At 67.7% G+C, this 26878-nt stretch carries 40 protein-coding genes; 9 read left to right on the forward strand and 31 right to left on the reverse strand.

The genetic code is table 11. The features are described 5' to 3' along the window. The 20 genes from AB0H64_RS41890 to AB0H64_RS41985 all read right to left on the reverse strand — a co-directional run. Positions 1–292 (reverse strand): hypothetical protein (locus AB0H64_RS41890; protein ID WP_357636680.1); only part of this gene is annotated, 292 nt, incomplete at its 3' end. Then, entirely contained in the window at positions 285–689 is a 405-nt protein-coding gene (locus AB0H64_RS41895; protein WP_357636683.1) for a hypothetical protein, read from the reverse strand. The genes AB0H64_RS41890 and AB0H64_RS41895, both read right to left, overlap by 8 nt. Further along, entirely contained in the window at positions 632–937 is a 306-nt protein-coding gene (locus AB0H64_RS41900) for a hypothetical protein (RefSeq protein WP_357636686.1), read from the reverse strand. Before AB0H64_RS41900 ends, AB0H64_RS41895 begins: the two co-directional genes overlap by 58 nt. Continuing rightward, positions 934–1422, reverse strand: coding sequence for a hypothetical protein (locus AB0H64_RS41905; protein WP_357636689.1), 489 nt, complete (start codon positions 1420–1422; stop codon positions 934–936). Before AB0H64_RS41905 ends, AB0H64_RS41900 begins: the two co-directional genes overlap by 4 nt. Before the next feature lies 1 nt (position 1423). Beyond that, on the reverse strand, positions 1424–1831 hold the full coding sequence (locus AB0H64_RS41910; RefSeq protein WP_357636691.1) for a phage tail tube protein: 408 nt from the start codon (positions 1829–1831) through the stop codon (positions 1424–1426). A 1-nt stretch (position 1832) separates the two neighbouring features. Beyond that, positions 1833–2567, reverse strand: a complete 735-nt coding sequence (locus AB0H64_RS41915; RefSeq protein WP_357636694.1) for a hypothetical protein — start codon at positions 2565–2567, stop codon at positions 1833–1835. Beyond that, entirely contained in the window at positions 2564–2839 is a 276-nt protein-coding gene (locus AB0H64_RS41920; protein ID WP_357636697.1) for a hypothetical protein, read from the reverse strand. The genes AB0H64_RS41915 and AB0H64_RS41920 overlap by 4 nt, the downstream gene beginning before the upstream one ends. Positions 2840–2845: 6 nt before the next feature. Then, positions 2846–3286, reverse strand: coding sequence for a hypothetical protein (locus AB0H64_RS41925; protein ID WP_357636700.1), 441 nt, complete (start codon positions 3284–3286; stop codon positions 2846–2848). 2 nt (positions 3287–3288) lie between these two features. Next, positions 3289–3894: a hypothetical protein gene (locus AB0H64_RS41930; protein ID WP_357636702.1), complete on the reverse strand. Its 606-nt coding sequence runs from the start codon at positions 3892–3894 to the stop codon at positions 3289–3291. Between the two features lie 9 nt (positions 3895–3903). Then, on the reverse strand, positions 3904–4233 hold the full coding sequence (locus tag AB0H64_RS41935; protein WP_357636704.1) for a hypothetical protein: 330 nt from the start codon (positions 4231–4233) through the stop codon (positions 3904–3906). Positions 4234–4298: 65 nt separating this feature from the next. Then, complete coding sequence (locus AB0H64_RS41940; protein ID WP_357636706.1) at positions 4299–5768, reverse strand: phage major capsid protein; 1470 nt, start codon at positions 5766–5768, stop codon at positions 4299–4301. A 24-nt stretch (positions 5769–5792) separates the two neighbouring features. Next, positions 5793–6590 (reverse strand): HK97 family phage prohead protease, encoded by a 798-nt coding sequence (locus AB0H64_RS41945; RefSeq protein WP_357636708.1) that lies wholly within the window; start codon positions 6588–6590, stop codon positions 5793–5795. After that, positions 6591–7961: a phage portal protein gene (locus tag AB0H64_RS41950; RefSeq protein ID WP_357636711.1), complete on the reverse strand. Its 1371-nt coding sequence runs from the start codon at positions 7959–7961 to the stop codon at positions 6591–6593. A gap of 3 nt (positions 7962–7964) precedes the next feature. Next, positions 7965–8111 (reverse strand): hypothetical protein, encoded by a 147-nt coding sequence (locus tag AB0H64_RS41955; RefSeq protein ID WP_357636714.1) that lies wholly within the window; start codon positions 8109–8111, stop codon positions 7965–7967. Further along, entirely contained in the window at positions 8104–9471 is a 1368-nt protein-coding gene (locus AB0H64_RS41960) for a hypothetical protein (protein ID WP_357636717.1), read from the reverse strand. Before AB0H64_RS41960 ends, AB0H64_RS41955 begins: the two co-directional genes overlap by 8 nt. 40 nt (positions 9472–9511) lie before the next feature. Further along, on the reverse strand, positions 9512–9742 hold the full coding sequence (locus AB0H64_RS41965; RefSeq protein ID WP_357636720.1) for a hypothetical protein: 231 nt from the start codon (positions 9740–9742) through the stop codon (positions 9512–9514). Continuing rightward, on the reverse strand, positions 9735–9911 hold the full coding sequence (locus tag AB0H64_RS41970; protein ID WP_357636723.1) for a hypothetical protein: 177 nt from the start codon (positions 9909–9911) through the stop codon (positions 9735–9737). Before AB0H64_RS41970 ends, AB0H64_RS41965 begins: the two co-directional genes overlap by 8 nt. After that, positions 9904–10104: a hypothetical protein gene (locus AB0H64_RS41975; protein WP_357636726.1), complete on the reverse strand. Its 201-nt coding sequence runs from the start codon at positions 10102–10104 to the stop codon at positions 9904–9906. Before AB0H64_RS41975 ends, AB0H64_RS41970 begins: the two co-directional genes overlap by 8 nt. 463 nt (positions 10105–10567) lie before the next feature. Further along, positions 10568–11275, reverse strand: a complete 708-nt coding sequence (locus AB0H64_RS41980) for a hypothetical protein (RefSeq protein WP_357636728.1) — start codon at positions 11273–11275, stop codon at positions 10568–10570. A gap of 220 nt (positions 11276–11495) precedes the next feature. Then, positions 11496–11771, reverse strand: a complete 276-nt coding sequence (locus AB0H64_RS41985; protein WP_357636731.1) for an HNH endonuclease — start codon at positions 11769–11771, stop codon at positions 11496–11498. A gap of 77 nt (positions 11772–11848) precedes the next feature. Here AB0H64_RS41985 and AB0H64_RS41990 point away from each other — a divergent pair, with 77 nt between their 5' ends. Then, positions 11849–12130, forward strand: coding sequence for a helix-turn-helix transcriptional regulator (locus AB0H64_RS41990; protein WP_357636733.1), 282 nt, complete (start codon positions 11849–11851; stop codon positions 12128–12130). A 157-nt stretch (positions 12131–12287) separates the two neighbouring features. Here AB0H64_RS41990 and AB0H64_RS41995 read toward each other — a convergent pair whose 3' ends face one another. From AB0H64_RS41995 to AB0H64_RS42035, 9 genes are all read right to left on the reverse strand, one after another. Further along, entirely contained in the window at positions 12288–12428 is a 141-nt protein-coding gene (locus tag AB0H64_RS41995; RefSeq protein WP_357636736.1) for a hypothetical protein, read from the reverse strand. A 36-nt stretch (positions 12429–12464) separates the two neighbouring features. After that, positions 12465–12761: a hypothetical protein gene (locus tag AB0H64_RS42000; protein ID WP_357636739.1), complete on the reverse strand. Its 297-nt coding sequence runs from the start codon at positions 12759–12761 to the stop codon at positions 12465–12467. Then, complete coding sequence (locus AB0H64_RS42005; protein WP_357636742.1) at positions 12758–13078, reverse strand: hypothetical protein; 321 nt, start codon at positions 13076–13078, stop codon at positions 12758–12760. The genes AB0H64_RS42000 and AB0H64_RS42005 overlap by 4 nt, the downstream gene beginning before the upstream one ends. An 89-nt stretch (positions 13079–13167) precedes the next feature. Further along, complete coding sequence (locus tag AB0H64_RS42010) at positions 13168–13635, reverse strand: hypothetical protein (RefSeq protein WP_357636745.1); 468 nt, start codon at positions 13633–13635, stop codon at positions 13168–13170. Positions 13636–13920: 285 nt separating this feature from the next. Further along, positions 13921–14250 carry a hypothetical protein gene (locus AB0H64_RS42015; RefSeq protein ID WP_357636748.1) on the reverse strand — a complete coding sequence of 110 codons (330 nt, stop codon included), beginning with the start codon at positions 14248–14250 and terminating at the stop codon, positions 13921–13923. A 50-nt stretch (positions 14251–14300) separates the two neighbouring features. Continuing rightward, positions 14301–14816 (reverse strand): RusA family crossover junction endodeoxyribonuclease, encoded by a 516-nt coding sequence (locus tag AB0H64_RS42020; protein WP_357636751.1) that lies wholly within the window; start codon positions 14814–14816, stop codon positions 14301–14303. 364 nt (positions 14817–15180) lie between these two features. Continuing rightward, complete coding sequence (locus AB0H64_RS42025; protein WP_357636753.1) at positions 15181–17613, reverse strand: AAA family ATPase; 2433 nt, start codon at positions 17611–17613, stop codon at positions 15181–15183. A gap of 322 nt (positions 17614–17935) precedes the next feature. Beyond that, positions 17936–19873, reverse strand: coding sequence for a DNA polymerase (locus AB0H64_RS42030; protein ID WP_357636756.1), 1938 nt, complete (start codon positions 19871–19873; stop codon positions 17936–17938). Next, a complete protein-coding gene (locus AB0H64_RS42035) occupies positions 19860–20105 on the reverse strand; it encodes a helix-turn-helix transcriptional regulator (RefSeq protein WP_357636758.1) in 246 nt (81 codons plus the stop codon). The genes AB0H64_RS42030 and AB0H64_RS42035 overlap by 14 nt, the downstream gene beginning before the upstream one ends. 191 nt (positions 20106–20296) lie before the next feature. Here AB0H64_RS42035 and AB0H64_RS42040 point away from each other — a divergent pair, with 191 nt between their 5' ends. The 6 genes from AB0H64_RS42040 (at position 20297) to AB0H64_RS42065 (ending at position 24964) form a co-directional block, all read left to right on the forward strand. Then, positions 20297–20455: a hypothetical protein gene (locus tag AB0H64_RS42040; protein ID WP_357636761.1), complete on the forward strand. Its 159-nt coding sequence runs from the start codon at positions 20297–20299 to the stop codon at positions 20453–20455. A gap of 70 nt (positions 20456–20525) precedes the next feature. After that, positions 20526–22268: a DEAD/DEAH box helicase gene (locus tag AB0H64_RS42045; protein WP_357636763.1), complete on the forward strand. Its 1743-nt coding sequence runs from the start codon at positions 20526–20528 to the stop codon at positions 22266–22268. A 49-nt stretch (positions 22269–22317) separates the two neighbouring features. After that, positions 22318–22473 (forward strand): hypothetical protein, encoded by a 156-nt coding sequence (locus tag AB0H64_RS42050; protein ID WP_357636766.1) that lies wholly within the window; start codon positions 22318–22320, stop codon positions 22471–22473. 9 nt (positions 22474–22482) lie between these two features. After that, the gene (locus AB0H64_RS42055) at positions 22483–23649 is read left to right on the forward strand and encodes a hypothetical protein (protein ID WP_357636769.1); all 1167 of its coding nucleotides are present in this window, start codon (positions 22483–22485) and stop codon (positions 23647–23649) included. 107 nt (positions 23650–23756) lie between these two features. Next, complete coding sequence (locus tag AB0H64_RS42060) at positions 23757–24224, forward strand: hypothetical protein (RefSeq protein ID WP_357636771.1); 468 nt, start codon at positions 23757–23759, stop codon at positions 24222–24224. A 527-nt stretch (positions 24225–24751) separates the two neighbouring features. Continuing rightward, entirely contained in the window at positions 24752–24964 is a 213-nt protein-coding gene (locus AB0H64_RS42065; protein ID WP_357636773.1) for a hypothetical protein, read from the forward strand. A gap of 40 nt (positions 24965–25004) precedes the next feature. On the opposite strand, the gene AB0H64_RS42070 is transcribed toward AB0H64_RS42065, so the two are convergent. Next, positions 25005–25193, reverse strand: coding sequence for a hypothetical protein (locus tag AB0H64_RS42070; RefSeq protein ID WP_357636775.1), 189 nt, complete (start codon positions 25191–25193; stop codon positions 25005–25007). A gap of 40 nt (positions 25194–25233) precedes the next feature. After that, positions 25234–25530: a hypothetical protein gene (locus AB0H64_RS42075; RefSeq protein ID WP_357636778.1), complete on the reverse strand. Its 297-nt coding sequence runs from the start codon at positions 25528–25530 to the stop codon at positions 25234–25236. A 210-nt stretch (positions 25531–25740) separates the two neighbouring features. Here AB0H64_RS42075 and AB0H64_RS42080 point away from each other — a divergent pair, with 210 nt between their 5' ends. Together AB0H64_RS42080 and AB0H64_RS42085 are read left to right on the forward strand one after the other, a co-directional pair. Continuing rightward, a complete protein-coding gene (locus tag AB0H64_RS42080; RefSeq protein WP_357636780.1) occupies positions 25741–26064 on the forward strand; it encodes a hypothetical protein in 324 nt (107 codons plus the stop codon). Positions 26065–26129: 65 nt separating this feature from the next. Next, positions 26130–26417, forward strand: coding sequence for a hypothetical protein (locus AB0H64_RS42085; RefSeq protein WP_357636783.1), 288 nt, complete (start codon positions 26130–26132; stop codon positions 26415–26417). Positions 26418–26878: the final 461 nt, after the last annotated feature.

A 26878-nucleotide genomic window follows, 5' to 3' on the forward strand; every position in this document is an offset into this window, starting at 1 on the left:
TGGATTCCCCGAATCCGGACGCGAACAGGTCGCCGGCGACCTTCCCGATCCGGTCCGCCTCCTTGGCCGTGAGGCCAAGCTGGGCCGTCAGGAGTCCCTTGCTGGCGTCCTTGGACAGGGCTTGGTTCAGGCCGCCCAGGAGGGCCGCGCCTGCCCCGATGCCCACCGCCGTGGCCGCGCCCTGGAACTTCTGAAGCTTGCCCTCGAGCTTGTCCAGGCCGGAGCCGGCGGACTTGAACGCCTTGGACATCTTGTCCACGCCCAACAGGACGATGGCCAGGGTCTTAGCCACGGGGCTCCACTCCTTCCGGTCGGGGGAACGGGTCAGGCCGCGGGGGCTTGGCCGCGTTCTTGGGGCTGTTCGACATGGCGTACTCCCAGCGCCAGGTCCTCAGTTCGTCCACCACGGCGGCCTGGAGTTCGGTGTCCTGGGTCCATCGGGTGACCCCGGCCTGGTCCTCGAGCTGGGTCGTCACGGCCTCCGGCGGCAAGTTCTCCACCAGGACCGCCAGCCTCCGCCAGCTCATCCGCCCGGCCCAGAACTCCGGGAGCTGGTCCGCGTCGCGGGGATAGAACCTGGCCAGGTCCGCCTCCAGCTCCCGATGCCGGCGGATCAGGAAGGCGGCCAGGGTCAGGAGTTTCCCGTCCCACCGATGGCCTCCCCCAGCGCGGTCATGAACCGCTCCCACTCCTCCGCGTCCATCTCCCACTCCTCCATGGGCTCGAGCGCGCGGAGGCCGAACACGACCTCCAGCGCGCCGACGAAGTCCCCCGCGCCGGCGCGTCGCGCGAACTTGAACCGCTTGAACTTGCGGGGGATGGCCAGCTCCAGGACGTGGTCCTGGCCGTCGTCGTCGGTGTGGGTCCAGGTGAAGGCCCGGGACTTGCCCTTGGCCTCATCGTGGGCGGCCTGGGCCGCGGTGGTGTCAACGGTCATGAGCTTTCGATCTCCTTGATGAGCTGGTCCAAGACGCGCTCGCCTGCCGCCGGCGCGCTGGCCTCATGTGGACGAATGGCGGGGTAGAAGAACGGCATGGCCTGTTGCCTGACCCATTGATCCCGGCCCCACACCGGATGCCGCCAGGGCCCCTCCCCCTCGATGTAAGGCGGGAGGCCCTTGGTCCCCTCCGGCATGCCGCCGGGTCCGGTCACGACCATGACGCCGGCCGTGCGCCGGGAAAAGCTGACCTTGACGCGGGACGCGCGGGACAGGGTCCGGCGGAGCGACGGCCGGCCCCGGCGTGCGTTCTCCCCATCGGAGGGGAGCCCCAGGGCCGCGCGCTGGACGGACTTCCGCATGGGCTCCGCCTCCTTGCGCAGCTCCTTGCGGAGCCGGCGGAGGGTGTCCTTCCCCTCCGCCGTGGTCTTCAGGGTCTTGGCCAGCTCCGCCAAGGCCCTGGCCTGGTCCGCGTTCCCGGTCATGTCAGGTGGTGTTCCGGGTCCAGGGACCGGCCACGGGCCAGGAGATGGACCGCACGGCCAGGTCTCCCACGGTGCCGTCCAGCGGGTTGATCTGGTTGACCAGGACCGTTCCGGTGTACTCCGGGTTACTGGTCCCGATGGCCGCGGAGGTGGGCCGGAGCGTGACCGCCACGACCGTGCCGAACAAGCCCCACAGGACCTCATCCAGGCCGGCCGCACTGAAGTCGTTCAGGAACTCCACGTCAATGGACCCGTCCTTCAGGCCGGCGATCCTCGAGCGCCAGCCCGACGTGGCAAATGTTGTGGAGTCCAGCTCCTCCGCCTCGAACGGGAGCGTGACCTGTCGGGCCATGGCGCTCCAGTTCACGGCGTTGATCGTGACCCGCACATCAGTCAGCGCGAACGCCATGTCATGATCCAATCCCGATGGCCGCGGCCACCGTGAACGATCCGGTCACCGCGGTCACGCGGAGCCGGTAGTGGGTATCCGTGATGGGCCCGGGGACACGGACGGCCCAACGGCCCTCCGTCGTGGTGACCGGGCCGAACGTGATGCGGGTCGTCGCCCCCGCGAACGACCCGCCGGCTGCGCTCTCCACCACCGCGGTGATGGTCGTCCCGGGCGTGCCCACCACCTGGAACGAGCCGTAGAGGAACTGGCCGGCGGCCACGGCGGGGAGGACCAGGTCCGCGATGCCGGCCACGCCCGTGGCGTTCAGCACCACGTCCGGGGTGGCAAGGATCCGGCCGCGGATTGCGCCCTCCGTGTTCGTGCAGGACAGGCCCAGCGTGAACGGGGCCGGCTCCCCGACCTCTCCCATCTGCTCATAGGAGAAGACCCCGGCGCGGAGCATGTACGCCACGTCGCCGGGGTTGCCCGTGGGCGAGATGACCGCGACCCGGTCCGCCACGGCCAGGTTGGTCCAGGCGGCCAGGTCCGGCGCGGCTCCCCAGAACCCGGAGACCTGGGCCGCCGCGGTCTTCAGACCGGCGACCCGGGAACGGAACTTGGTCGCGCGAGCGCTTCCGAACGTGGTCGCGTCGTGGTCGTCCGCCTCCACGGTCAGGCTGACCTGGTTCGCGTCCCCGGTGAAGTCGTAGCCGTGGAACAGGATCCGCGCGTCCGTGAGCGCGATGGCGGTCACTGGTCCGCCTCACTCCCCGACTGGATCGGGGTGGTCCGGGCCTTGGACCGGGTCTGGCCGGACCGGTCCACCTGAACCACCCTGTGTTCGTCGTGGTCCACGGGCTGGTCCACCTGGACCGCCGTGGTCGGCTCCTGGTCCACGCGCTCCACCAGGCCCACGCGGATCAACTCATCCACGTTGACCTTGTCCGGGTCCAGCTCTACCTCCTGGCCCGGGGCCGCTCCGCCGACCTCATAACGTCCAGTGACCTTGAATTTCTCTGTGGCCATGGGCCATCACCTTCCGTCGATCGCTATCAGCGCGGTCCACTGACCGCCGAGATAACCGATGGCCCCCACGTCCTCCCGGCCCAGGGGCCTGAAGTCGCGGACCACCACGTCCTGAACGCCGGGGACCCCGCCCAGGGTCTTCCGGCCATCGGGGTCCGGGGCCTCCACGGCGGCCCGGATTGATGTGGTCCCGGACGGGCTGGCGTAATCGGCAAGGAGCCGTTGGCCAACCCGGTCCAGTGCGGCGGACACAAAGACCCAGATCGGGACCTCGAGGCGTGAGGTCCCCATGCGAAAGCTGGCGTGATAGTCCGTGATCGGAGGCACACCGACGAACGCATGTGGTGGATTGATCTGGTCCGGGACCACGTCGGAGACCCGCAAGCCGGAGATCGTAGCCAGCCGGGCCTCCAGCCCATCCATGATCGCGGTGAGGGAGATTTCCATGGTCACCTCACCTTGACCGGGTTCTTTCGGTAGGGCCGGATCAGGGACGCCACCGTGGAGTTCTCCCGGACGCGGACCAGGCCCAGCTCCCCGAACCCGGCCACACCCAGGGGCGCGTCCTTGAGCTTGAACAGATCCGCGGCCAGGAGCCGCGTGGCTTGCTTGATGCCGGCGGGGACCTCCGCCCAGCCCCACAGCGCGGTCACCTCGAGGTCGTAGGAGCCCACGTCCAGGTCCCTGGCCAAGCTCCTGACCTTCCAATACGGCCAGCCCGGACTCCCGCGGTAGACCCCGTTCCTGGGCTCCAGGAGGTAGTCATCCGCGGCCCAGGTGGTGGCCCCGCCTTCCGTCCGGATGATGAGGCCCGCGGTGGAGTAGAAGTCATCCACCAGGGCCAGGCCCCGCATCATGGGCCGGAACGTCCGGGCCGTGGCGCTTGGGGATGCCGTCGTGTCCCGGTTGAACGTTCGCTCCGTGGCCATGTCGATGGAGCTGGTAGCGCCGGCCAAGGCCGCATCCAGCTCCATGTCATCCAGCGTGTCCGCCAGAGGAATCTTCAGCCACGACTTCAGCTCATCCCGAGTGATGTACGGGTCCCCGAACGCCACGGCGGTCTCCTACTTCCCGTCTCCGCCGGACTCCTTGAGGCCGCCCTGGACCTGTCCAGAGCCCTTGGTCTCCTGGGAGCCCTGGCCGGTCTGGGTCTCCTGGCCGCCCTTGCTCGAGCGCTGGGGCCGGCGGGTCGGAAGGACCCGGACCTCCCCCGGCGCGCGGGTCGCCTGTTCCACGACCTCATCCGTGACGGGCTCGAAACTGGCCATCAGGCTCTCCCGGCCCTTGCCCTTGAACATCTCGTCATCCGCGGCCACCAGGTCTCCGTAACGGACCTGACGTCCGTCAGGGAGGAGGAACCCGGACTTGGCGCGCAGGTAGCGCTTATCCGCCATGTTGATCACGTCCTTTTGAAGGGAGGCCCCCGCCTGGTCTGGGGGCCTCCCAGCTCGAGAGAACGTCAGGTGACGTTCAGCATCCGGAACGCGCGGTCCGCGACAGAGTCCGCGCCGTTACGCCACCAGGCGAACACGCCGCGCTGGCCCGTGGGCCGGCGGTTGGGGCCGAACAGATGCGGGACCAGCTCCATGGAGAAGCCGATGCGCTCCGCAATCCAGTACCAGCGGAAGTCACCCAGGATCAGGACCCGGTTCTCCTGGGTCGCGTTGATCGTGCCGTCCATGTAGCTGGCGGCATACGGCGTGTAGCCCAGGAGCGGCTTGGACATGCCGCGAGCGTCCAGACCCAGCCAGAAGTCATCCAGGTTCGCCCCGCCAGCCTGACGGATGCTCGAGTAGATGGCCTTGTTCGCCAGCCAGGAGGCGTTGCTGGCCCAGCGCGCGGGAAGGGCCGCGTCCAGGGCGTACACGTCCGCGAGGGAGAACACGTCCGCCGTGGCGGAGTTGATCTCCGACGTGGTCCCGGTCAAGGCCGTGACGATGCCCGTAGGCTCCCCGGAGCCCGATCCGGTGACGAAGACCCGGGCCTCCAGGTCGTCCTTGGACTCCTGGAGAAGCATGCGGATGTCGTCCATGAAGCCCGGGTAGTCCATCTGGATTTCCAGGCTGAACGGGATGAAGGCCCGCGCGGTGTTGACGTTGATCTCCGACGCGCCCCAGGTGGGAGTGTCATCCGAGACTTCCGACGCCTCCGGGTCGTACGACGCCGTGACCGCACCCACGTTGATGACCTTGAACTTATTCGTGGTCACCTGCTTCACGGTGGCCAGGGCCCGGATGGGGTTCTGGTTCCCGTCCGTGTTGACAATCAGCGTCGGGTCAATCGGCACCGGGACCGCGTAGCCACCCTGGGCGTCGGTCAGGGATGCGGCGCGCTGGAGGACCTGAAGCGCGGTCACGTCGGGCTGACCGGTCTTGACTGCGGAGCGGAGCGCCTTGGCCCAGGCCCGGACGTACTCCGGGGAGCTGGCGGCCAGGATGTGAGCCGCGGCGCGGCGCGCGCCGGCTCCCTCCGGTCCGTCGTCCTCGAAATCGAACGACTCCAGGAGCGTGGTCATGTGCTCCTTGTGAGCCGGCCGGACACCCCTCATGTGCTCCACGGCGGCCAGCGCGCGGGCCTGAAGGTCCCGGCCGCCGGACTCCGGCGTGGACTGATGGAGGGAGCGGGAGACCTGGTCCAGGTCCCACGGGCTCGAGCCCCGGCCGTTCCAGCGGAGGCCCTGGCTCTCCACGATGGGGTCCAGGTCCAGACCGCGCTCCGTGTGCCCGGGAAGACTGGCCAGTCCCCGGACGAACGTTTGGCGGTTCTCGATCTCCTGGATTTCGCCGCGGAGGCGAAGAACTGCGTCCCGGCCTTCCGTCCACTGGCGAGATTCGTCGTCGGTCAGCGCGCGGTCCGCAGCTCGAGTGTGGATGTCCCGGAGACAAGCCTCCAGGTACGCCAGGTCCGCGCGCATCTGCTCAAGATCCATGCGGATCCTCCGGAGCTAGATGGCCTACAGGATTCCAAGAGAGGTCAGCTCCAAGGCACGGAGGTCACTCTCTCGCCGGCCGGGGAGTGCGTAACGCGGCTCCGACGTGCCCACCATGGCGGCTCCATCTGGAGTGCCAGCCGCGGACCGTACCATTTCCACGCGCTCCAGGAAACGGCGGACATAATCGGGGTTCTGGTCGCGGAGCTTTTCCATGAACTGGGAGGTTGTGGAGCGCATCCCCGCCGTGGCGTCCGGGTTCGCCGGCCAGGTCACCGGGCCGAACTCCATCAGGCGGACCTCCCGGATGGTCCGCTCCGGGATGCCGTCCGGGTTGTGGTCGGAGCGCTCCGGTTCGTCGTTCCACTCGTCCTTGATCACGCGGAAGCGGAAGCTCGAGCCATACGCGCCACGGCGGAGCCCGGGAAGCAAGTCCCGGTTGTACGACGTGTCCAGGAGCGGGACCACGCCCGTGGCCGCGTCCCTCTCCTCCGTGACGGACTCCGCCACGCCCAGGATCTTGGATCCGATGTGGGGGTCATAGCCATGGTCGAACTGGACCCGGAACGCGGCGGCCCCGTTGTCCTTGATGGTCTTGGCGAACGCGCCGCGCGTGGTCCGCTCGAGGAACCGGCCCTCGAAAAAATCATCGATCTCATACCAGGTGTCGAACGGGGAGAACCTGATGTCCATCACGCCCAGGATGTCCTCCTCCTGGGCGGCGGCCTCCTCCGGCTCCGGGTCCTCCTTCTTGGCCCGGAGCGCCGGGGACCAGGCCGCGGCCCGGACCAGGTCCATGTCCTTGATCTTCGTTGGCTTCATCTACGCCTCCGCCTGGGGGTCGTCATCCTGGGCCGGGTCGTCGCCGGCGGGGTCTTCTTGGGCCGGGTCCTGGGACCCGGCCGGCTGGAGCTGGACGGAGTACAGGCCGCTGTGTTGCAGCACGGTCAGGTCGTTGCCGTCCACGGCGGCCACCGCGCTTTCCCAGGTGAACCCGGCGTCCAGGAAGGTCCGGACCGCGGAGGCTCGCGTGGCCATGATCTGGGCCTCATCTCCCACGTCTTCCCGGAGGAAGGGGATGTCCCGGTCGTCGTACCAGAGCCGGCTCCCGGCCGGGACCTTCACGGCCTTGGCCAGCGCGCCGGCCGCGGAGCGCCATTGGGGTCTGGCCCAGTGGTCGCCGAATTTCCTTCTGGCCATGCCGTAGTTCGAGTACGTGGCGGAGGCCAGGCCCTCCGACAGGCCCACGATGATGGGCGGGACCCCGCCGGCCGCCGCGATGCGGGTCTCCCCTGCTCCCTGGGTCGCCTTGAAGTCCAGTTGCTTCAGGTCCGCGCCCAGGACCGTGATGTCCGCCCCGCCGGCCAGGTACATGGTCTTGTACGCATTCTCCGCGCCGGCGTGGTCGTTCTGGATGACCTCCATGATCTCCTGGAAGTCATCCAGGGAGACCTCCGCGGGGAACTTGACCGCGATGTTGGGCGTGGCCGCGTTGCTGAAGAATCGGCCCTTGTGATCGGTGGCCGCCTTGTCCGCGGTGATCTCCCGGACCACGGGGGTGACCCAGGACATTCCGCGGAACTGGGCGATGGGGTCCGGGATCGGGGCCCAGTGGATCATCTGGTCCGGGAGGTAGACGGTGGCCGCCTCGAGGTCATCGAACCGACCGCCCGGGGCGTAGAGGTACCCGGCAATGTCCGCGTCCGTGGCCTCCTCCGGCGGGGCCGTGAGGATGATCTGGACCCAGTCCGGCCGCCGGCGTCGGATCCGACCGCCCCCAAGGGAGCCGTAGAAGTTCCCGGCGTTCGTCACGTCCTGTTCCATGCGGGCCAGGAGGTCCCCCGTCGTCGCGCCGGGCCAGGGAGTCTCCAGGATCTCCAGCGCGCGGTCACCCCAGAGGGACGTGGGCCGGCCGCCCTCCATGCGCTGGAACTGGAACCGGGCCTCCGTGAACAAGAGGCTCCTGGCCAGGGACGTGGCGAAGATGACGCCGTTGCTCTTGTAAGCACCCTGGACGTAGCCGACAAACGATGTGTCCAGGGTCTCCACTTTCCCGCTCACGGGAACGCCTGTGATCGGGTAGCCCAGGTTGCCGAACATGAAGGACTTGGCCGCGGCCCAGTCCTCCGTGGAGAACCGGGCCTCTCCGGCGGCCGGCCGGGACCGGAACAGTGCGTCCCATACGCGCGCCACGGGCTACTCCTTCACGGGCATGATCAGAACGGCGGCCAACAGTACGGCCCCGGCCGCCACCAGGCCCAGGGCCCCGAACAACCAGGTGACGCCGGCGGAGACCATCACCAAGGCCAGGGCCAAGGCCACCACGGCCTCCTGTCTACGCATAAACGATCATGGGCTTTGCCCCCTTCCTCTTGAAACGGCCGTGCCCCCAGGCCGCGAGCGTCACGGAGATGAGCGGGGTCACGTCCACGGTCACGTCCCGGCGCGTGAAGGCCCACGCACCATCCCCGCCCAGGTCCCGCTTCCGGGCCCCGGCCACCGCGGCGGTCAGCGCGGGGTGCCCGGGGTGGCGGAGGGTGAGAGCGTCCGGAAGGGTCCGGCCGTAGAACTGGGCCGTGGCCTCCGCCAGGCCGGTCGTGTTCGCGGTCTCCACGCGGACCCCGCGGTTCCGGAGATCCTGGATGAACATGGCCGCCGCGGACTTCTCATCGATCACCACGGCGATGGGCTTGTGGCGCTTCCAGAGGTCCGCCACGCGCTCCACGACCCAGCCCGTTCCGGGCCGATTGTCGATCACGTCCACGCCCAGGAGGCCGTCCACACGGGGAACCGCGCGGAGGCCGGGGACCTCCTGGAGCGCGCCGGCGGCCCCCACGGATGTGCTCGAGCGCTCCGGCGTGGTGTCGATTGCCAGGCACACCGGGTCAGCCAGCGGGGTTCGCGTTGCCAGCTCCGCCCACAGCGCCATGTCGATCAGGCCGGCCGCGGAGGGGTCTTCCTCTATGGACAGACGCTCCCGGGCGAACGACACGTCATCCATGGCGTCCCGCTCCGTGGCGATGAACGACGGGTCCAGGCGGATCCCCAGGGCCGGGTTCGCCTGGGCCCAGGCGGCCGGGTCGTCCAGGTCTGCGTCCGCCGGCGCGCTGAACTCGTAATAGGCCAGGCGCTTGGCATCTCCCGCGCTCCGGCCGCGGGCCTGGAGCGCGCGGAGCTGGAGGGAGTCCAGGAGCGGCGCGGAGCTGAAGTACATGATCTGGGGGTTGGGCCGGGCGGAGAGCGTGGGCAGCATCGCGGCCACGGACTCCGGGCTCAAGTTGTACGCCTCATCCAGGATCAGGTCATCGGCGCTGAACCCCCGGCCCGATCCCCTCGAGCGGGCCACGAACCGGAGGCGGGCCCCGTTCAGCAGCTCCACACCCTCCTCCCCGTGGGAGTTCGTGACCTTCTTGACCCGCTTCCGGAGGTCGTCCGTGTTATCGATCAGGGTCATGATGCGGCGGAAGCCCTCCGCCGCGGTCTTGAACTCGTGGGCGCTGTGGAGGATCAGGCGGGAGCCGAACAGGTACAGGCCGCCCAGCTCCCGGGCCTCGATAATGGACCCCTTGCCGTTCTGGCGCGCGACGATAACCGCGACCTCAAACGCGGACCAGCGCCCGTCCGCGCGCTCCCCCAGCGCGCCCTTCAGGACGTAGCGCTGCCAGGGATCCAGGTCCAGGCCGGCGGAGGCCGCCAGCTCCACACACTCCGGCCCCGCCGTGGTGATGTACGGCGGGACCTTCTCAATCCGTGGTCGCTGAACGCCTCTCGTGGCGCTTGCGAGCAAGCTCGTCAACCGCGCTCCCCTCCTCCCGCGGTGCGCCGGCCCCGGCCCCGAGCGCGGCCAGCTCCGCCAGGGTGGCCCGGTACTCCCGTGCGATGCCGGCCACGGCGGACGGGGGCGCGTGAAGGAGGTTGGCCAGGAGGAGGTCCCGGAGTTCTTCCAGAGTTTCGCGGCGGGTCGGTTCAGCCATCCCCGCTCTCCTCCACGTCGCCCATGTCGAACGTGGAGGCGGAGACCCCGGTCACCTCGAACGGCGGAGTCCAGTCCTCCGTCAGGACCGTGAGTACCTGGCGCAACACGTCCATGGGGCCCCAGTCGGTCCGGAACGTGAGCGTGATGGACACATGCGGGTCAGCCATTGCCGTTCTCCTCCGCTCGAGCGGCCTGGTACGCGGACCAGTGGCCCACGACGTTGGCCCAGATGGACATCACGGCAACCCAGAGGACGGAGTCCCGCCACCAGATCATGGTGGGGATCAGGAGCGTGGCCCAGACCGCAGTCATGACCAGGTGGAAGGTTCGCCAGGCGGACGGGGAGACGTGAAGCGCCATCGGGGGATCCTCCGGGTTTGAGCCGGCGCGTACCGTACCTGGCGCAGGCCCGAATTGCACCGGGAGTGGGGCGTGTTGATCCTCCGGAGCCTGAAGGCGTGATCAGCCCAGGTTCAGGGCCTTGAGCTGGGCGTGGGAAGGCGACCACGGGCATGCCCGATGTCCTGGGCCAGGAAGGGGTTCAGGCGCTCTCCGTGGCTGTCAGGGCCGTACAGAGGGTTGGACGGTTTCGGGCATGAGAAAGCCCCGGCCACTGGGGCCGGGGCTTGTGGGCTTGATGTCAGGGTTCCTCGACATGCCGTGTGTGGGCGGCCTCCAGGGCCGCGTATTCATCCCCTCCTTGGGGCACGGAGTACTCCCCACCACATGTGCAGTCAACAAGAAGCGTCCCATCGGGCATCGGTGTAGTGGCGTCGCGCATGTGCGTGGTCATGACCCATTCTCCTTCGGAAGTTGTAAGCGGTCAGGCCGCGAACTTCATGATCTGGGCCTGGACGTGCTCACCGACCCAGCGCGCGTATGACGGGGGGATGGCCTCCCGGAGTCCGTCCCTGTTGGCCCAGGGCATCCCCATGTCCTCCCGGGCCTCCTGGACGCCGGAGAAGTTCCCGACGTAGTGGGCGAACTCTCCCGGCCTCCGGGGCCGCCCCATCTTCGTGAGCGGGGCCATGTGCTGGGGGTGGTCGGGCTGGGAAAGGATCAGGCCGCCTCCAGCCTCGAATAGACGGTGCCGGTACGTCCGGTGACCGAACATGGTTCCGCACAGCATGACCGGGTCCTGGAGTTCGTCCCGGGCCTCCTCCACGTTCTCGATGACCCAGGGGAGCCCGGTGAGGTTCAGGGCGTCCCGGAGGGTACCGATCAGGCGAGGATGTTCGCGCTGCTGGATCTTCCACGCTCGAGAGTAGCCCTGGCACGGCGGGGAGGCGTGGATGAAGATGAACCGCTGGCGGATCTCCTCCAGGTTCTCCAGCACGTACGCCACGGCGTCCGCCTGGATGAATTCCTCCCCGATGTACCGGGGCTGGGGCTCGAGGTCCAAGCCCGTGACGCGGAGTCCGATTTCCTGGTAACCGCGGGTCGCTCCGCCCTGGCAGCAACAGAGGTCCAGGGCTTCCTTCTGGGGATTCGGGATCATGTGTCCTCCGGGGGACTTCAGTACCTTCCCCACGATGGTCGCGCAACCTTGGCACGGTGTCAAGGTATGGGCAAGAGAAAGCCCCGGCCGCTGGGGCCGGGGGCTCAAGGTCGGGCCTCACGTCACATAACGTGACCGGATCCTGGGACCTCCACGGCGCGGGGAGAGAAATTGGAGAGGGCCGGGGTCTCCAAGGGTCCATGATCGTTCACGATGGATTGGTACCCCCCTCCCCTACCCCCATCCCTGGGGCCTACCACCTGCGAAGATGCGGGGTTTCATCCTGGAGCCTGCGGCCTCGAGAGGAATTGCAACCAAGGTGGGCCAGACGCGCGTTCGCGGGATCAAGGAGCGAACCGCCATCGTGAAGCGGGGTCACGTGGTCCACGCTCCGTGAGCGGGGGTCGGGAGCGCGGAGGCTGGGATCCACGACCTGACCACAGAGCCAGCAATGCGTGTTGGATCGGTAGACCTGATCGCACAGTGCGCGATACGCAGCACCACTGCGACCACCGTTACCACTGCTCATGCACCGTAACCGTAGCTGTCCACTCAGTGATCATCATGTCCTTGACCAGATGTCAAGGTAGTCAGATACTTGGCAGTATGACTAAGCCAAGGAAGAAGCGACTGACCAACCTGGAGTTCGCCATGGCCGTGGACTGCGACTTCACCCACGCCTCCAAGATCCGTAACGGCCAGCGGCTCCCGTCCCTGCCCCTACTGATCAAGATCCGCCAGGTGTACGGCCTGGATGGTAACGATGTCCTGGACGCCTACCAGGATGGTCCAGTTACGTTCGCGGCCTATCTGAATAGTAAGGTGTTCGAGCCGAGTGGAGATGAATCGTCAGATTCTCATTCCGTGTCTAGGGAATCCGGCGGGTAGCTGTCATCATCGGCATGAGGAAGGCCCCTCCCTGTCTGGCCGGGAGGGGCCTTCCTGTTGTCCGGTGTCACCGTGTTCTTGGGAGTTTACCTAGGAGTGTCCGAAAGTAAACCCCTAGTACACTGGAACATATGAGCTAGTTCGGGCCGCTCACGGGTCACTCTGCGGACAAAGCCGCACGCCAGACCCCATATGCGGCGGATGCCAGGACCTCCACAGCGGCCGCATCATCCCTAATGGTGTCCTGGACCGTTATCGAACGGCCGTCGTCCTCCACCTGAATCCTGACCTTGATCATGTTGTCCTCCTTGGGGACTTCCGTACTACTCGAGGTCTACGGGATCAACTCCTGGGGGACCCCCTCCATCAGCGCCGCGTACAGAGCGGTGCCCTTGACCCAGTTCTGGGGCCGGCTGTCTACCCACTTGATCAGGGTCTCCAGGTCCGGCGAACTGTCCGCCTCCACGTACGCCTCCACGGTCCAGAGCCGGTAAAGCTCCGCGGCGTTCCGGGTCAGCCAGTGGAGAGCGCGCCGGCGGTAGATGGCGTCCATCTCCGCCACGGGGAACTCCCCCGCTTTGCTCATCCAGTACTGACCTTGTCCCAGGTAGGCGTCCAGATTCCGGGTCATGTCTCGCCATCCTCCGTGATCAGTGCGTCCAGGGCGCTATCCATCATCTGATCCATGGTGTCATCGAAATGACCCCTGGCCACGGCCAGCTTGGCCAGGGGAAGAGGCAAGTCCAAGACCAGCGCGAACTCCTCCGGGATCTCCTGTCCGTCGTCCTCCGCGGGGACTCCCAGGACCAGATGACCCACGATTCTAGTCACGGCCACGGGGCCGGCCGTCGTGGGGACCAGGCTCGATCGGAGGCCGTGGAGGCACATGGTCACGTCGGGGTCGCGCTGGAACAGGCGCTCGAGGGCGTGGGGGGTGATGTGCGGCATTTTGCCCTCCATGGGGGCTTTTGGGGGTTCCTTGGGGTAGGTAAGGGGTGGCCCCGGGTTCCTTTTACCGGCCCGGGGCCACCGCGCGACTAGTAGGGGATCTTGCGGGAGCTGGATTCCCTCTGCGACTCCTCCAGCTCATCGTGGAGGGTCTGGTTGGCCAGCTCGAGGTCCGCCAGCTTGCCGTGGGTGTTGGCCAGGTCCTCCTCCATGGTGGCCAGTTGCTTCCGCGCTTCCTCAAGCGCTTCCACGTCCTGACCATGAGCCTTGGCCGTGTTCCAGCGGTCCTCCTCCAGCGCCTTGACGCGCTCCGGGGAGGCCCAGCCCGCGGCCTCGAGGATCAGGGCCACGTCAGCCGAGATGGTCAGCTTGGCCCCGTCCAGGGCCGTACCCCACTCCGTCACCACGGGGCGAAGCACTACTTCAGGGGTCTGGTCGGCCCGAAAGTAGATGTCCACGCTCCGGAGCGCCGGCGTGAGGTTCCGGCTACCGAGCTTGATCTGTACGTCCGATCCGCCGCGGTGGCGGATCTCCAGGTGATCCTTGGGGATCGTCATCCGGGTTTCCTCCTACTCTCCCAGGATGATCGTTAACAGTTCTATGCGTTCGTCACGGTCCCGGGCCGCGTCCTTGATGTATCGGAGGGTCATGGTCACTTCCGAGTCGGGGATCTGGATGGCCCCCAGCGTGGCCGGGACGATCGCTCCGTCACAGAAGTCCGCGCCAGCGCCTACTCCCATGCTCGTGTTTCGCCTACGTCGTTCGGTCTCTCTGATGTTCCGGTCCTTCTGTCCTCCTGGGCGGGCCGTGTCGGCACGTTCCAGGTCATACGTTCGCGCCACTTACTCCGTGCCTTCCTTGTGGATCTCCAGGGCCGGGGTCGCCATCTTCACGGCATCCCGGACCCACTCCGGAGCGCGCTCCGGCTTACTGAACTTGGCCTCGAGGCCCTGGTTGCCGTTCCTGCCCAGGGCCTTGACCTCGAGCACATGCCAGGTCTCCCGGCTCCACGACCACTGGTAGGTGATCACCAACTTCTGGGGGATGAAGCTCACGATGCGGCCGGAGCCGTTCCGGTAGCTCATCTTGGGGACCTCTCCCTGGACGTCCACGTGGGCAATGTGCTCCGTGAGTCGCCCATTCGGGGTAAGTGTGATCGTTTCGGCCTTCATGGGGGCCTCCTTCCGCTTCCGTCCCATAGTCACCTCACCTTGGCACCGTGTCAAGGTGCGATGGTTGCGTGAGCTTCAGGAACGACCCCGTCCAGGGCCCAGAGGTCGATCACCGCGCCGGGACGCTCGAGCGCGCCGGGGGTACCGGCGTACACCTTGTCCGTGGTGATGCGGACCGCCAGCTTGTCATCAGCCCAGGCCCCGCCCATGGTGATCCCGTCCATGGTGGCTCGAACGACCTTGTCCAGGTCCGGGGTCGTGATCGGCCACGGCCGGCGGACGGACTTGCCGCGGGGGAGCGCGAACGTCACGCGCACCTCCACGGGGCCGGCCAGAACGCCCTCCCACAGCGCATGAGCGCTCTGGAGCCCGATGGCGTCCCGGACCGCGTCCCGGACCGCTTCACGCCACGGCGCGACCTTCTTGGACATCTCGGTTAACGTGACTCGGCCCGTGAAGGACCTGGTTCCGTTCTTGGCGCTCCCCCGGTAGATCGGGTTCGCCTTCTTGCTTCCCTGCGGGGCTGGCACGCCGTAGACCACGGCGGTCAGAGCCAGTCTGGTCATGACTCTTGATCTCCTTTTTCTGGGTCGGTTTTCCTCTTCTGTTCCGTGGGCCGTTCCAGGGTTCCGTTCCACGCCCCCCCCCTTAAGGGGGGGGGGGGCGTGGAACGCGGAGGACCCGGCAAGCGTTCCACGCCCCGTTCCACTGATCTTGAGTGGTGGAACGATGCTGGTCAGGGGTCGTTCCACTAATCCTGATGAGTGGAACGCTTGCAATTGTTAGCGGCTAGCAAGCGTTCCACCCCCGTTCCACCCTTTGCGTTTGTGCTGGTCAGAGGCGTTCCACAACATCGCTAGTTGATCATGCTGTGGAACGGGCAAAAGGGGACATATCCCCGGCCTGGAACGCCCAGGCCGGGGGTCCCTGCTAAGCGGTCAGTTCCCCCGCGGTAGCGCCGGGGGCGGGCCAATACTTCTGTCCCTGACGGATCAGCCGGCCTGTCTCCACCAACTGGTTCACGTACCTGTTGCACGTGGCCTTGGGGAGCTTCAGGGCATCCCGGATGTCCGCCTGGGACGCACCGATGGCGGAGAAGTCCTGAAGGACCAACTCCAGGACGCGCTCCGCCCCCGCCGGGGCGATCGGCGCGAACGGGTCGGCGGGCTTCAGGACCAGGGACGTGATGGGCAGGCCCGTGTCAGGGTGCGTGCCCAGCTCCACGGTTTCCGGCTCCAGCTCGAGGTCAGGGTGTTCCTCCCCGTCCTTTTGCTTGGTGTTCTTGAGCCGGACCCCGGCCATGCCGCCGGCGTCTTCCTCATCCCCGGTGCGCTTGGCGTGCCAGACCGTGTCCGAGTCGTCCTCGATCCCGGAGTACCCGCGCGTGTCGTTGTCCGCCTTGTCCGTGTGGCTGATCAGGAGCACCGACCCGCCCAGGGTGGCGTCCACCAGGGACTTGACGTTGTCCACGACCACGCCCATGTCCGATCCGTTGCCATCGGCACCGCCGGAGATCAGGCGGAGGTGGTCCAGGACCACCAGGCCGTACCCGCCCTCCGTCACGGTCTGGACCAGCCACTCCACGCTGGGCTGGTCCCGGAAGAAGTTGACCCGCCGGAACAGGGCCGTGAACTTCCCCTCGAGGGAGGTCACGCCGTGGGCCAGCTTCCACGCCTTGACGCGCTTCTGGAACCCGGCCTGGCCCTCTCCCACCAGGAACAGCACGCGGGGGCGGTCGGGCATCGGGTACACGGGCTTGTTGTTCCACGGCGTTCCCGTGGCCAGGCTCAAGGCCCAGTCAAGCGCGACGAACGTCTTCATGGACCCGTCCCGGCCGCTCAAGATGGCGTAGGACTCCCGGTTCAGAACGCCGGGGATCAGGGGGGACGCCGGCGGGAGTTCGTCCAGTTCGTCCCCGTCGATCAGGTAGCCCTCCAGGTCCTCCGGCCTGGAGTTCTCCCGCTCGTACAGGGCCTTGGCCGCCTCCCGCGCCCGGAGCCGTTCCAGCTCCCGGGCGGTCAGCTCCTCCAGGGTGTCCGGCCACGCCCGGCGCGTACGGAGGTCCAGGGCGGACATGCGGTCCGCCAGGCGGTAGATGGCTGTCTCCAGCTCCGCCGGCGTGCGGTCCCCTGTGATCTCATGTGAGGTGGAGGGGGCCGCCGATGGGGTCTGGTCTCCCATCGGAGGCGTCACCTCCTCACGATCTTTTGGGCCGGCATCCGCGGGGGTCTCGAACGGGTCCAGGGGCGGGAGTTCCGCTCCCCGGGGTTCGATGCCGACGCTTCGCATGGCCGCCACCAGGTCCCCGCCGTGCTTCTCGCACGCCAGGAACGTCAGCTTGTTCACGGTCTGCGCGCCGTTCCACCTGACCTCATCGCTCCAGGCGTGAATGGGACCGTAGCCCAGGCTCGTGTCATACCTGGAGCATCCGGCCTCATGGGCTGTCGCGCTCTTGATGTGCGCCGGGTTCCCGGGCCGGGTCCAGATCGGGCACCCGCACGTGTCGTGGGCCTGGGGGTCGTGCCATCCGGCGGCCTCCAGAAGCTCACTCCACGGCGTGACCGCGGCCCAGTCGTCAATGTCCTGGGGCCCGTCCTTGATGCGTTCCAGGGCGCGCTCCCGGCGCTCCGACGCCTCCACGGCCTGGGCCTCGAGGCGGTTCAGGAGCCACTGGGGAGCCTCGAGCGTGGACCCGGTCAGCCGGTAAGGTCCCTCCGGCCGCACGCTGGGTGGGACCAGGGCGAAGGAGTCCCGGACGTAGACCTTCCAGCCACCCTCCCCCTCATACACGCCCACGCCCGGAGGGATCTCCACGCCATCGGGCAGGGTCAGCCAGTAGTGGCCCCCGTCCTTGTGGATCCACTCCTCCGTGCCGTCCGGGCCGACGTTGCGGACGCCGGGGGAGGCCGTGGTCATGGGTTCGGTGAAGTCCTCCCCCGTCTCCCGCTCCCAGGTGGCGACGAACGCCATGCGCTGGGCCGCGGTGTCCAGGTCCACGACCATGAGCCGCGTGTCCCCGGCTCCGGCCATGACCCCGACGTTGGCCCCGGACTCCAGGAGCTTCTTGATGCGGGCTTTGGTGAGGTCCTTGACGTCGGTGATCAGGTGCTTCTTGCCGCAGTTGTGGCGGACCTTGTGCCAGTAGCGGTTTCCCGCGGCCTGGGCCTGGGCCTGTGCGTCAAGGTCGGCCTTCTTCTCAGCTCTGGCATCCAGGGTGCAAGCCGGCTTCTTGGTTCCGGGCCGACAAATGACCACGGCCAAGCCGGCGCGGACCAGGGCCTTGGCGGCCAAGGCGTTGGTGGAGATGTCCCCCTCCGGGAGGTCTCCCAGAGCGGACTTGAAGAGATCAGGCGCTCCCATCATCGGAACGGCCCTCCTTCCGGGGGCGTGCTGGTCGGTGCTTTATTGGGGTTGCGGACCCGGCCGAAACCATGATCCACATCGGGGGGTTGCATGAACGTGGCATCTGTCTTCTTAGTCACGTTTGTGGATCCTCCTTCCGGAGGTGATGCATCGCCTGGGTCCTGGACCAGCCGATACGCCGCCGGGAATCGCGACAGACGGCATCGAGATCTCCGGCCTTTTGAGCTGGTCACGTAGACGAACCCGCTATCCACGGTGTCCACGCGGACCGTACGCCCCTCCTCTCGAGGATCCCGGTCCTCCCACATCTGTCCGGGTTTGATCAGCACTTGGCCCACCTCTCTCCCAGGTCAGCCCGGTCCGTGCGGAGGACCGGTGTTCTTCCGGCCATCCAGACCAGGCGCTCCGGCGGGGTCTGCATGATGCGTTCGATGTCGTGGGCGGCGGACTTGCTGACCACCAGTTCGTCATGCATGGCCAGGTAGACCGCATCAGCCAGCCCGGCCTCATCGACGCGGATCAGGGTCTCCGCCAGGAGGTCATACGCGGATCCCTGGATGACGTAGTTGACGGCCTTGTGGGCCTGGGGTCCCCACTGGCCCCGGTACTGGGACATGGGGATGGGAAGAATGCGACCGCTCATGGTGAAGACCACGCGGTGTTCCCGCCCGATGGTCTTCAGCTTCTTGATCAGGCCCGCCGTGGCCGGCATGGCCTTGAACACCATGTCCTTGACCTCTACAGCGCGCCGGAATCCGGCCACCCCCAGGCGCTCCGCTGCATCCGAGGGATAGAGGTCGTGGTCGTCGCATGCTTTCCGGATCAGCCCCGCCTCCGCCGTGGTGATGAAGCCAAGATCTTTGGCCAGCGTGAGAAGGCCCTCACCGTACATCTGAGCCAGGAGAACCACCTTTGCCTGGGACCTCGAGATTCCTGCGAATTCTGCGATGCCCAGGTAGGCGTCACGCTCCTTGGGGGCGAGCGTGTTGTCCTCATACCGGGACAGGACCGCGGTGTCCCCCGCGATGTTGGCCGCGATGACGGGCTCGATCTGGGACCAGTCGATGGAGACCAGCTCATCCCCTTCATCGGCCAGGATGATCCCGCGGGCCGCCGCGTCGAACTGCTGGAGAGGCGGGTCTGAGATGGACATCCGGCCCGTGGCTTTGCCTCCGAAGATGTTGACCGCCGGATGGATTCGCCCATTCGCATCCGCCAGGTCTCGGACCTTGGCCAGATAGAGGTCATCGACCCGGACGGTTTCCTTGTGTCGGAGGAACGTCTGGGCCAGGGGGTGGTCCAGCTTCTCCAGGTTGGCCTTCTCCCCGGACAGCCGGCCCGTGTCGGTCCTGGGCCAGTCCGCGGGCAGCTCCCCGATCCGCTCGAGGTAGGCCGTCAGGTCCGCCGCGTTCGTGGGCCGGATGCCGTGGGCCTCCAGCTCCGTCTCCCAGGTGGCCACGTCGGCGGACTTGGCGTCCCGGTATGCGTCCAGGTGGTCCGGGTCCCATCGCAGGCCCTTGATGGTCCGGGCCATCGTCATCCGGTTGATGCGCTGTTCCCGGTCCACCAGGCGCTCCGCCTCATCCCCGGTCACGCCGTAGACGCTGAAGGGGTGGCCCGTGGTGATGCGCTCGAGGGCCGCGCGCCGGACCACGTCCTTCAGGCGCGCCGTGGCGATGCCGTCAGATGCCGCATCCCAGCGGTAGGCCGGGGAGTTGAGATCCACCTGGAGGAAGTACTGGGACTTGGTCATGCCCAGGCGCTTGGCCCGCGCGGTGACCCCGTCCTCCACGGCCATCTCCAGGTACGTCCGGGCCGCGTTGGCCAGCGACCTGTCCCCGCGCTCATCCGGGTTCGCGAGCCTGGCCCAGATCAGCGTGTCCGTCACCTTGCGCGCGTCCGCCACGGTCAGGACCCCGATGTGGGCCAGCGGGGGTACGTCGAACGGGGAGTTGTGGAAGACCAGTTCGTCCACGGCCTGGAAGATGTCGCGGAGCGCCATGAACTGGGCGGGGTCGCGGGGATCGAACAGCACGGCGTGAGTCGGGGTCGCCAGCGTGACGACCTTGACCCGCCGGGCCAGGACGCCCAGGCCCTCCGTTTCGATGTCCACGGCCAGCCAGCCCATGTTGGCCAGGAGGCTTACGGTCTCCAGCACCGCGTCATGGCCGTAGGTGAGCTGGCATCCGGGGAAGCCCGGGAGCGGGAAGGTACCCCCCTCGAGGATCCGGGCCGGCGGTCTGTCTTCAGTGATCGTCATCGGGCCGGCCCTCCTCCCCCGCCTCGAGGTCGCCGGCGTAGAAGGCGTCAATGGAGACGCCTAGGGTGCTGGCCAGGAGGGCCAGGCGGAGCGCGGAGGGGGCGTACTTGTCACGCTCGTACTCCCGGAGCGTGTCCAGCGGGATCCCCGTGGCCTGGGCAAGTTCTCGCTGATTCAGGTTCTTGTCCTTGCGCGCGGCGCGGAGCGCGTCCCCGCTGAACCTCATCGTCATGGTCAGCATCCTGTCTCTCCTGTTTGTCGGGGTTGGGTGCGATGTCGTGTATGAACCCCTCGTGTGCCAAACACTAGTGCCTGATACACGACCGTACTACTGTCCGCACTGTACGCGGAGCTTGACACGCTGGCAAGTTCCCCCGATGCTCGAGGAAGGAGACCCCAGATGGTCACGAAAGAGGAGGCCCCATGAAGGCCACGACGATGCTGGACGTGTTCCGGCGGATGGACGCCATGGCGATCAGTGCCCTGGAGGCCCACTGGCTTCTGGGCCGCCTGGCCGCGGAGAACCCCCGCATGATGGCGGAGGCCCTGGACGCGCTCGAGCGCCGGAGGGATGCGGCATGAAATGCACATGCCCGGAGGCTCCGGAGAACCTGGGCTTCTATCACGACCCGGACTGTCCGCTCTACACGTCATGCGGGGGCTGGACCTGGGACCCTCCGTGCGGCGGTTGCGACTGGTGCTGTGCGGCCCAGGATGCCCACGCGCGGACGCTCATGGTCCAGGAGAAGGGGGACCAGTGAAGCTCCGCAAGTACCAGGAGGACGCCATCTCCGCGGTCTTGGACGCGGTGACTGGGGGTCAGCTCCAGCGCGTGGCCGTGGTGCTGCCTACGGGCATGGGGAAGACGGTGATCTTCAGTCACCTTTCCAGACGGTGGATCATGGACCGTTGCACAAAGGTTGCGATTCTGGTTCATCGGGACGAACTGATCAGTCAGGCCGTGGACAAGATCCACCAAGTGGACCGGGACCTGAAGGTGGGCCGGGTCAAGGCCGGGACCTGGGACCTGGACGCGGATGTGATCGTGATGTCCGTCCAGACCGTGTCCCGGCCGGCGAACCTGGCCAAGCTCGAGGGTCTGGCCAGCCTGGTCATCGTGGACGAATGCCACCACGCCAGCGCGGAGACCTGGGTCGCCACGCTCGAGGCCCTGGGATGCTTCTCCCCCGGCGGGCCGCCGTGCGTAGGCTTCACGGCCACCCTGTCCCGGACCGATGGCCGCGCGCTGGGCACGGTCTTTCAGAAGATCGTGTACCAGAAGGACATCCTGGACGGCATCGCCGGCGGCCACCTGGTCAACCCCCGGGGGAAACTGATCACTCTCCAGGCCGGGCTCCTTGACAATGTAAAGGTGTCCGGCGGGGACTACCAGGTGGCAGACCTGGGGAACCGCCTCACCGACGTGAACGCGCCGGAAGAGGTCGCCAAGGCGTACGCGGAGCTGGCCGGGAAGCGGCCGGGCGTGTGCTTCTGGCCCACGGTGGCCACGGCCATCCGGGCCACGGAGGCCCTGAAGGCCCAGGGCATCATGGCGGCCACCATCTGGGGGTCCATGGACCTCGAGGACCGCCGACGCACGCTCCAGGCGTACGCGGACGGAGAGATCCAGGTCCTCACCAACGCAATGGTCTTGACGGAGGGCTGGGACGCGCCCCGCGCGGAGGTCTGTGTCATCGCCCGGCCCACGCGCTCCCCCGCGCTCTACGTCCAGATGGTGGGCCGGGTCCTCCGGCCGTACCCGGGCAAGGAGGACGCGCTGGTCCTGGACATCGCCGGCGTGACGATGGACCACAAGCTGGCCACGCTGGCGGACCTGACCTCCGGCCGCGTGAAGGAGGTCCAGGACGGGGAGTCCCTGGCGGAGGCCGTGGAGCGCACCGCGCGGGAGGACGCCACGGCGGTCTGGGCGCTGGAGATGGCCCGCTCCATCCAGGACGTGGACCTGTTCCGGCGCTCCGCCACGCTGTGGCTGACCACCGACGCCGGATGCTGGTTCATCCCGACCGGGAAGGGCTTCACCTTCCTCTGGCCCGACGATGACGACCCGGAGTTGTACTGGGTTGGATGGCGGGGCCAGGGAGGCGGGGGATCCTGGGTCTCCCCCGGCGGCCTGGCCCTGGAGTTCGCCATGGCGCTGGCGGAGGAGACCGCGGAGCGCGACCCCGGGTACTCCAAGAGGACCGCGTCCTGGCGCAAGTCCGGTGGGGCCTCCGCTGCCCAGAAGGACATGGCCCGCCGGATCGGTCTCGAGTTCGCCCCGGACGTGAGCAAGCGGGAGCTTTCGGACCTGATTACTGTCCGCCTGGCATCCCGGGCTCTGGACCCGGCATTCCTGAAGGTCAAGGAGGCCAGGCGTGTCTCTCGTCAGGCGTGATCGTCGGTGGCGGTTACGGAACATCCTCGCGCGCATCGAAGAGTCGATCTTGACTCTCCGATACCTCCAGCTCCAGGGCCAGCCCGGCGCGGAGGTCTCCCTGAACATCTGCCTGGACCAGTGGCGCGTGGCGCGTGACCGGCTGGTCCTGGCGGAGTACGAGCGCCAGGTGCGTGACCTGGCGTCCCCCGACTACCACGGATAGGAGATCACGATGCAACTGGTAGACCCCGCCCCGCCGGCTCCCGCGGACCCTCCGTGCGCCAGCGGTGGCCGGAAGCTCTACAACCAGTGGGGTCAGTACCTTCTCCCGGACCCGGACACGGGCAAGGAGCGGTCCTGGGTCCGGGCCACGACCCTGGCCAAGGCCCTCGAGGACACCTACAACCTCGAGGTCTGGGGGATGCGGATGGTCGCCAAGGGGATGGCGCTTCGCCCGGACCTCCTGGCCCTGGCCGCGTCCCTGGACGTGGAGGCGGACAAGAAGCGCCTGAACCAGGTGGCCAAGGACGCCAAGGAGGCCGCCGGCGGATCCTCCGGCGCGAACATGGGGACTGCGCTCCACGCCATGACGGAGAAGCTGGACGCCGGGGAGGAGGTCAGCCCCGGCCCGTTCGCGCGGGAGCTGGCCGCCTACCGCGCGACCATGGCCGCAGAGGGCCTGACGGTCCTCCCCCGCTACTCGGAGCGGATCATCTGCGTTCCGTCCCTGGACGTGGCCGGCCGCCTGGACAAGCTCACGGAGACCGTGGGATCACGCCTCTACCAGGTGTCCGATCTCAAGAGCCAGAAGTCCATGGATTTCGGGGGCGTGAGCATCGCCATCCAGCTCTCCCTCTACGCGCACGCCTACGCGATGTGGGACCCGGCCACGGAGACCTGGGAGGACCCTCCCCCGATCGACCAGGAGACGGCCACCGTGGTCTGGCTCCCCGTGGGCCGGGGTCACTGCGAAGTGTTCGACGTGGACATTTTCCTGGGCTGGGAGTGGGCCAAGCACGCCATGGAGACCCGGCGCATCCGCAAGTGCAAGCCCTTGTCCTCGAGGGGGAACACGCGGCCGGCCACGCTCGAGCCCCCGCGCTCCGCCCTTCAGGTGGGCCTGGATGAGATGGCCCAGGAGGTCCGCTCCATGTTCCCCGCCATCGCGGCTTCCAGCGCGGCGGCCAAGAAGGCTCTGGAGCGGCCCCGGCCCACGATGTACGGTGACGCCGGCGCGTGGGCCTTGGTGTTCAAGGACGCCAAGACCGTGGAGGAACTGATCCAGGCGGGCCAGGAGGCCGCGGCGGACCTTGGCGGTCAGCTCCCGGACACCCTCAAGGACCTGGGACGGAAGCTCCGCCAGGAACTTCTTGCCAAGGAGTCAACCCCCAGACCTTGACACGGTGCCAAGCCAGACGCACCATGGAAAGTGTTCGAGCCGGAGCCAGACCGACCAGACCTGTCTCCGGCGGACATCCAGATCCAGATCCAGAGGAGAACCAGATCATGAGCATGCCCGACCCGTTCAGCAACCCGCAGAGTGGTTTCGTCAAGCTCCAGGACTACGCGGACCACGCGCTGATCGTCACCCCCCGCCAGATCGTCCACGGCATCACCACCTCCAAGTCCAAGTCCCCCGGCGACACCTCCGCCGCCGACGTGGACGCCGTGGTCCTCTACGCGGACGGCACGGTCAAGGAGCTGCCCAACCTCCGCGTGTTCGGCAAGGGCCTGGTGGCCCAGTTCGGCCGGAGCATCGGTCAGATGGTCATCGGCCGGATCTCCATGGAGAAGTCCACCAACGGGAACGATGTCTGGATCATGGGCAACGCCACCGATGAGGACCGCGCCCTGGGCATCGCCTACCTCACGGCCAAGGCGAACGGCCAGCTCAAGACCGCCCCCGCGGCCCAGCCCCAGATGGCTGGCGCGGCGGCCGGCGGCTCCGCCCCCAAGGTGGACCCGTTCGCGTAACCTCCAGACGCCGGTCCCCATGCTGGCGAAACGAACGCCCCGGACGTACTGTCCGGGGCGTTCTGCTATGTGGAGGACCGCAATGGGTCGGCACGCTCGAGAGGACGACGGCCCCCGTACGGCCCCGCTGGGGAAGCTGGTTGCCGGCGGGGGCCTGCACGGGGACATGCCGTTGGAAGCGGACTGGGAAGACCCTCCGCCGCGGCGCTGGTCCGTCGTGGGGATCGTGGTCTCCGTCGTGGCGTCCGCCGGCCTGGGGTGGATGCTCGGGAACGATCCAGCCCCGGCGGCCAGCTCGAGCCCGATCCCGGCCGTCGTGAAGACCGTGACGGGGACCCCCTCCCCCGCCCCCACGGTGACGCGGTGGAGGACCCGGCCGCCGGCCGCGGGCAAGCCCCCGGAAGCGACCCCCCGCCCAGCCCCGACCGTGACACGCTGGCGGACACGGATTCCCGTGCCCTCCCCCGCTCCGACCGTGACGCGGTGGCGCACGGTGACCCCGACTCCCCAGAAGGAGACGACCCCTGATGACTCCGAGATTCCGGGTCAACCCGACCCCTGGGACTGAGACAGACGCGGGGGCCTGGCGGACCCTGTCCCTGGTCGTGGAGGATGGCGGCCCGCCGTGGCATCCGGTGGCCATGGCCACCTTCCTCCTCCCGGGCCCGCTGGCGGACGAACTCCAGCGCCAGGTGGCCCTCCTAAACGATGTCCTGGACCTCGAGGCCGCCCAGGCATGAAGAAGCCCCGGCCATGTGGCCGGGGCTTCCTGGCTCGAGGTCAGATCCCGTACGTGGGATCCCGGTAGATCTCCGTGGCGTGTCTCTCCGCGGCCTCCCGCCCGTCATGCCGGAGCGTCCGCGCGACCTCATCGACGCGGCTTTTCGACGCGGAGAGGCGGTCCTTCTCCGTCAGGATCTTGGCCGCTTCAGCCTTCTGCTTCTTCCAGTTCCCTTTGGTGAGGCCCATCGGGGCTCCCTTCCGCAACGTCGGGGCTTGAGGTCGGGGGCTAGTAGGGGCTGGCGACCTTGTTCCAGTCCTCCAAATCCATGTTCTGGCCCTCCTCCTGGGCCACGGGCCCGGTCAGGGCCGTAGCCGCCGCGCCTGCCAGGGTGGCGTGAACCTGGGCCTGGGCCATCTGCCCGGAGTACAGGAGGGCGTGGACCTGGGCCCGGGACACGTATCCGTCGTACTCCGCATTGAAGCTCCCGCGGGCCTTCTCCAGGTACTCCTCCGCCTTGGCGCGGTGCGTGGCCGCCTCCTTGGTCAGCTCCTCCGCCGTGGTGTAGTGCTCCGGTCCGGTCATCGTGTCCCTCCTGGGGGCTTGACTCCTTGTCTAGACGCATCATCCCCAGACCTTGGCACAGTGTCAAGGCAGTCCCCGAATCCGGTCGCCCTCTCAACTTGCGGGAAGTAAAACTTCCCAGAGGTTACTGACCAGTACTGGCTCTCTCCAGACCCCGGCGGTACGGTCCGCGGCCGGCAACATCGCGACGCACCGGGAGGCCAGACCCCGATGGCAATCACTGACCTGGACATGTGGATCCGTAAGGCCGTGCGGGAGGCCCTGGAGAAGACCGCGCTGGGGGAGCCGTACAGCTTCACCACGGGGCCATCCCTGGCCCCCGGGACCTCCACACCTATCTACCTGGTGGCGGTCACGGCCCCCTCCCCCATCCTGGGCCGGACCATGGTGGCCGCCGGCGTGGTGACCATCCCCGTGGACCAGGAGGAGCTGACCGCAATGGTCGGGGAGCTGGTGGACCAGCTCCGCCAGCGCGCCGCGGCGGACCTGAAGGTGGGATTCCCGCCGTGTTCCCTGGGCACGCTGGGAGCTTGACACAGTGCCAAGGTAGGCGCATGATGCACCTAGACACACAGTCAAGGAGTCCCCAGGAGGACGACATGAGCCAGACCCTCCCCCGCCAGCGCTGGACCGTTCGCGCCGGAAGCACCGGAACCGGCTCCACCCTGTTCGAGGTCTATGCCACGACCATGGAGGAGGCCCGTGCGTCCGTGAAGCGCACCGCGGAGGAGACCGGGGACGCCAGCCTCCGCATCCTGATCAGGATCGGGTTCACGGTTCACGCCATCGGCCGGGAGGACACCGGGGCTGACGTCCTGGTCCGGAACCCCTGGGCTCGGACGACCCCGGCCCCGGACTTCTCCCTGGAGCCGGCTCGCGCCGCCTGACCCCCTCGAGTCGAAAGCCCCCGGAACCCCCGGGGGCTTTCTTCATGCCCAAGAGCTTGACACGGTGCCAAGGTGGAGAGACGATGCGTTCAGACAGAGAAGCCCCCAGGGAGGGAACGCGATGGAGAAGTTGACCCCTCCCCCGGCCTCGAGCCCCCGCCCCACGGCGGGGGCTTTTCCATGCCCCTGCCCTGGTTTCTCGCGCGCCCGCGCGTGTAGACCGTCTCGCGCGTGTGCCCTTGCCCCTGCCCCTTCTTTTGCCCTTGCGTATTTGCCCTGGTCAAATGGGCCTTGACACGGTGCCAAGGTGGAGGGACGATGAGGGCGGTCGGAGAAGTCCCCCAGGAGGACACCATGATCAACGCTGTCAGGACGACCGCCAGGACCATCACCACGGTCCTGGATTTCTGCCTCAACCCCACCTGTCTGCACGCGGACCGGGCCAAGGGTTGCGCATGCTG

Source organism: Nonomuraea sp. NPDC050733 (assembly GCF_040654215.1).
Taxonomy (GTDB): domain Bacteria; phylum Actinomycetota; class Actinomycetes; order Streptosporangiales; family Streptosporangiaceae; genus Nonomuraea.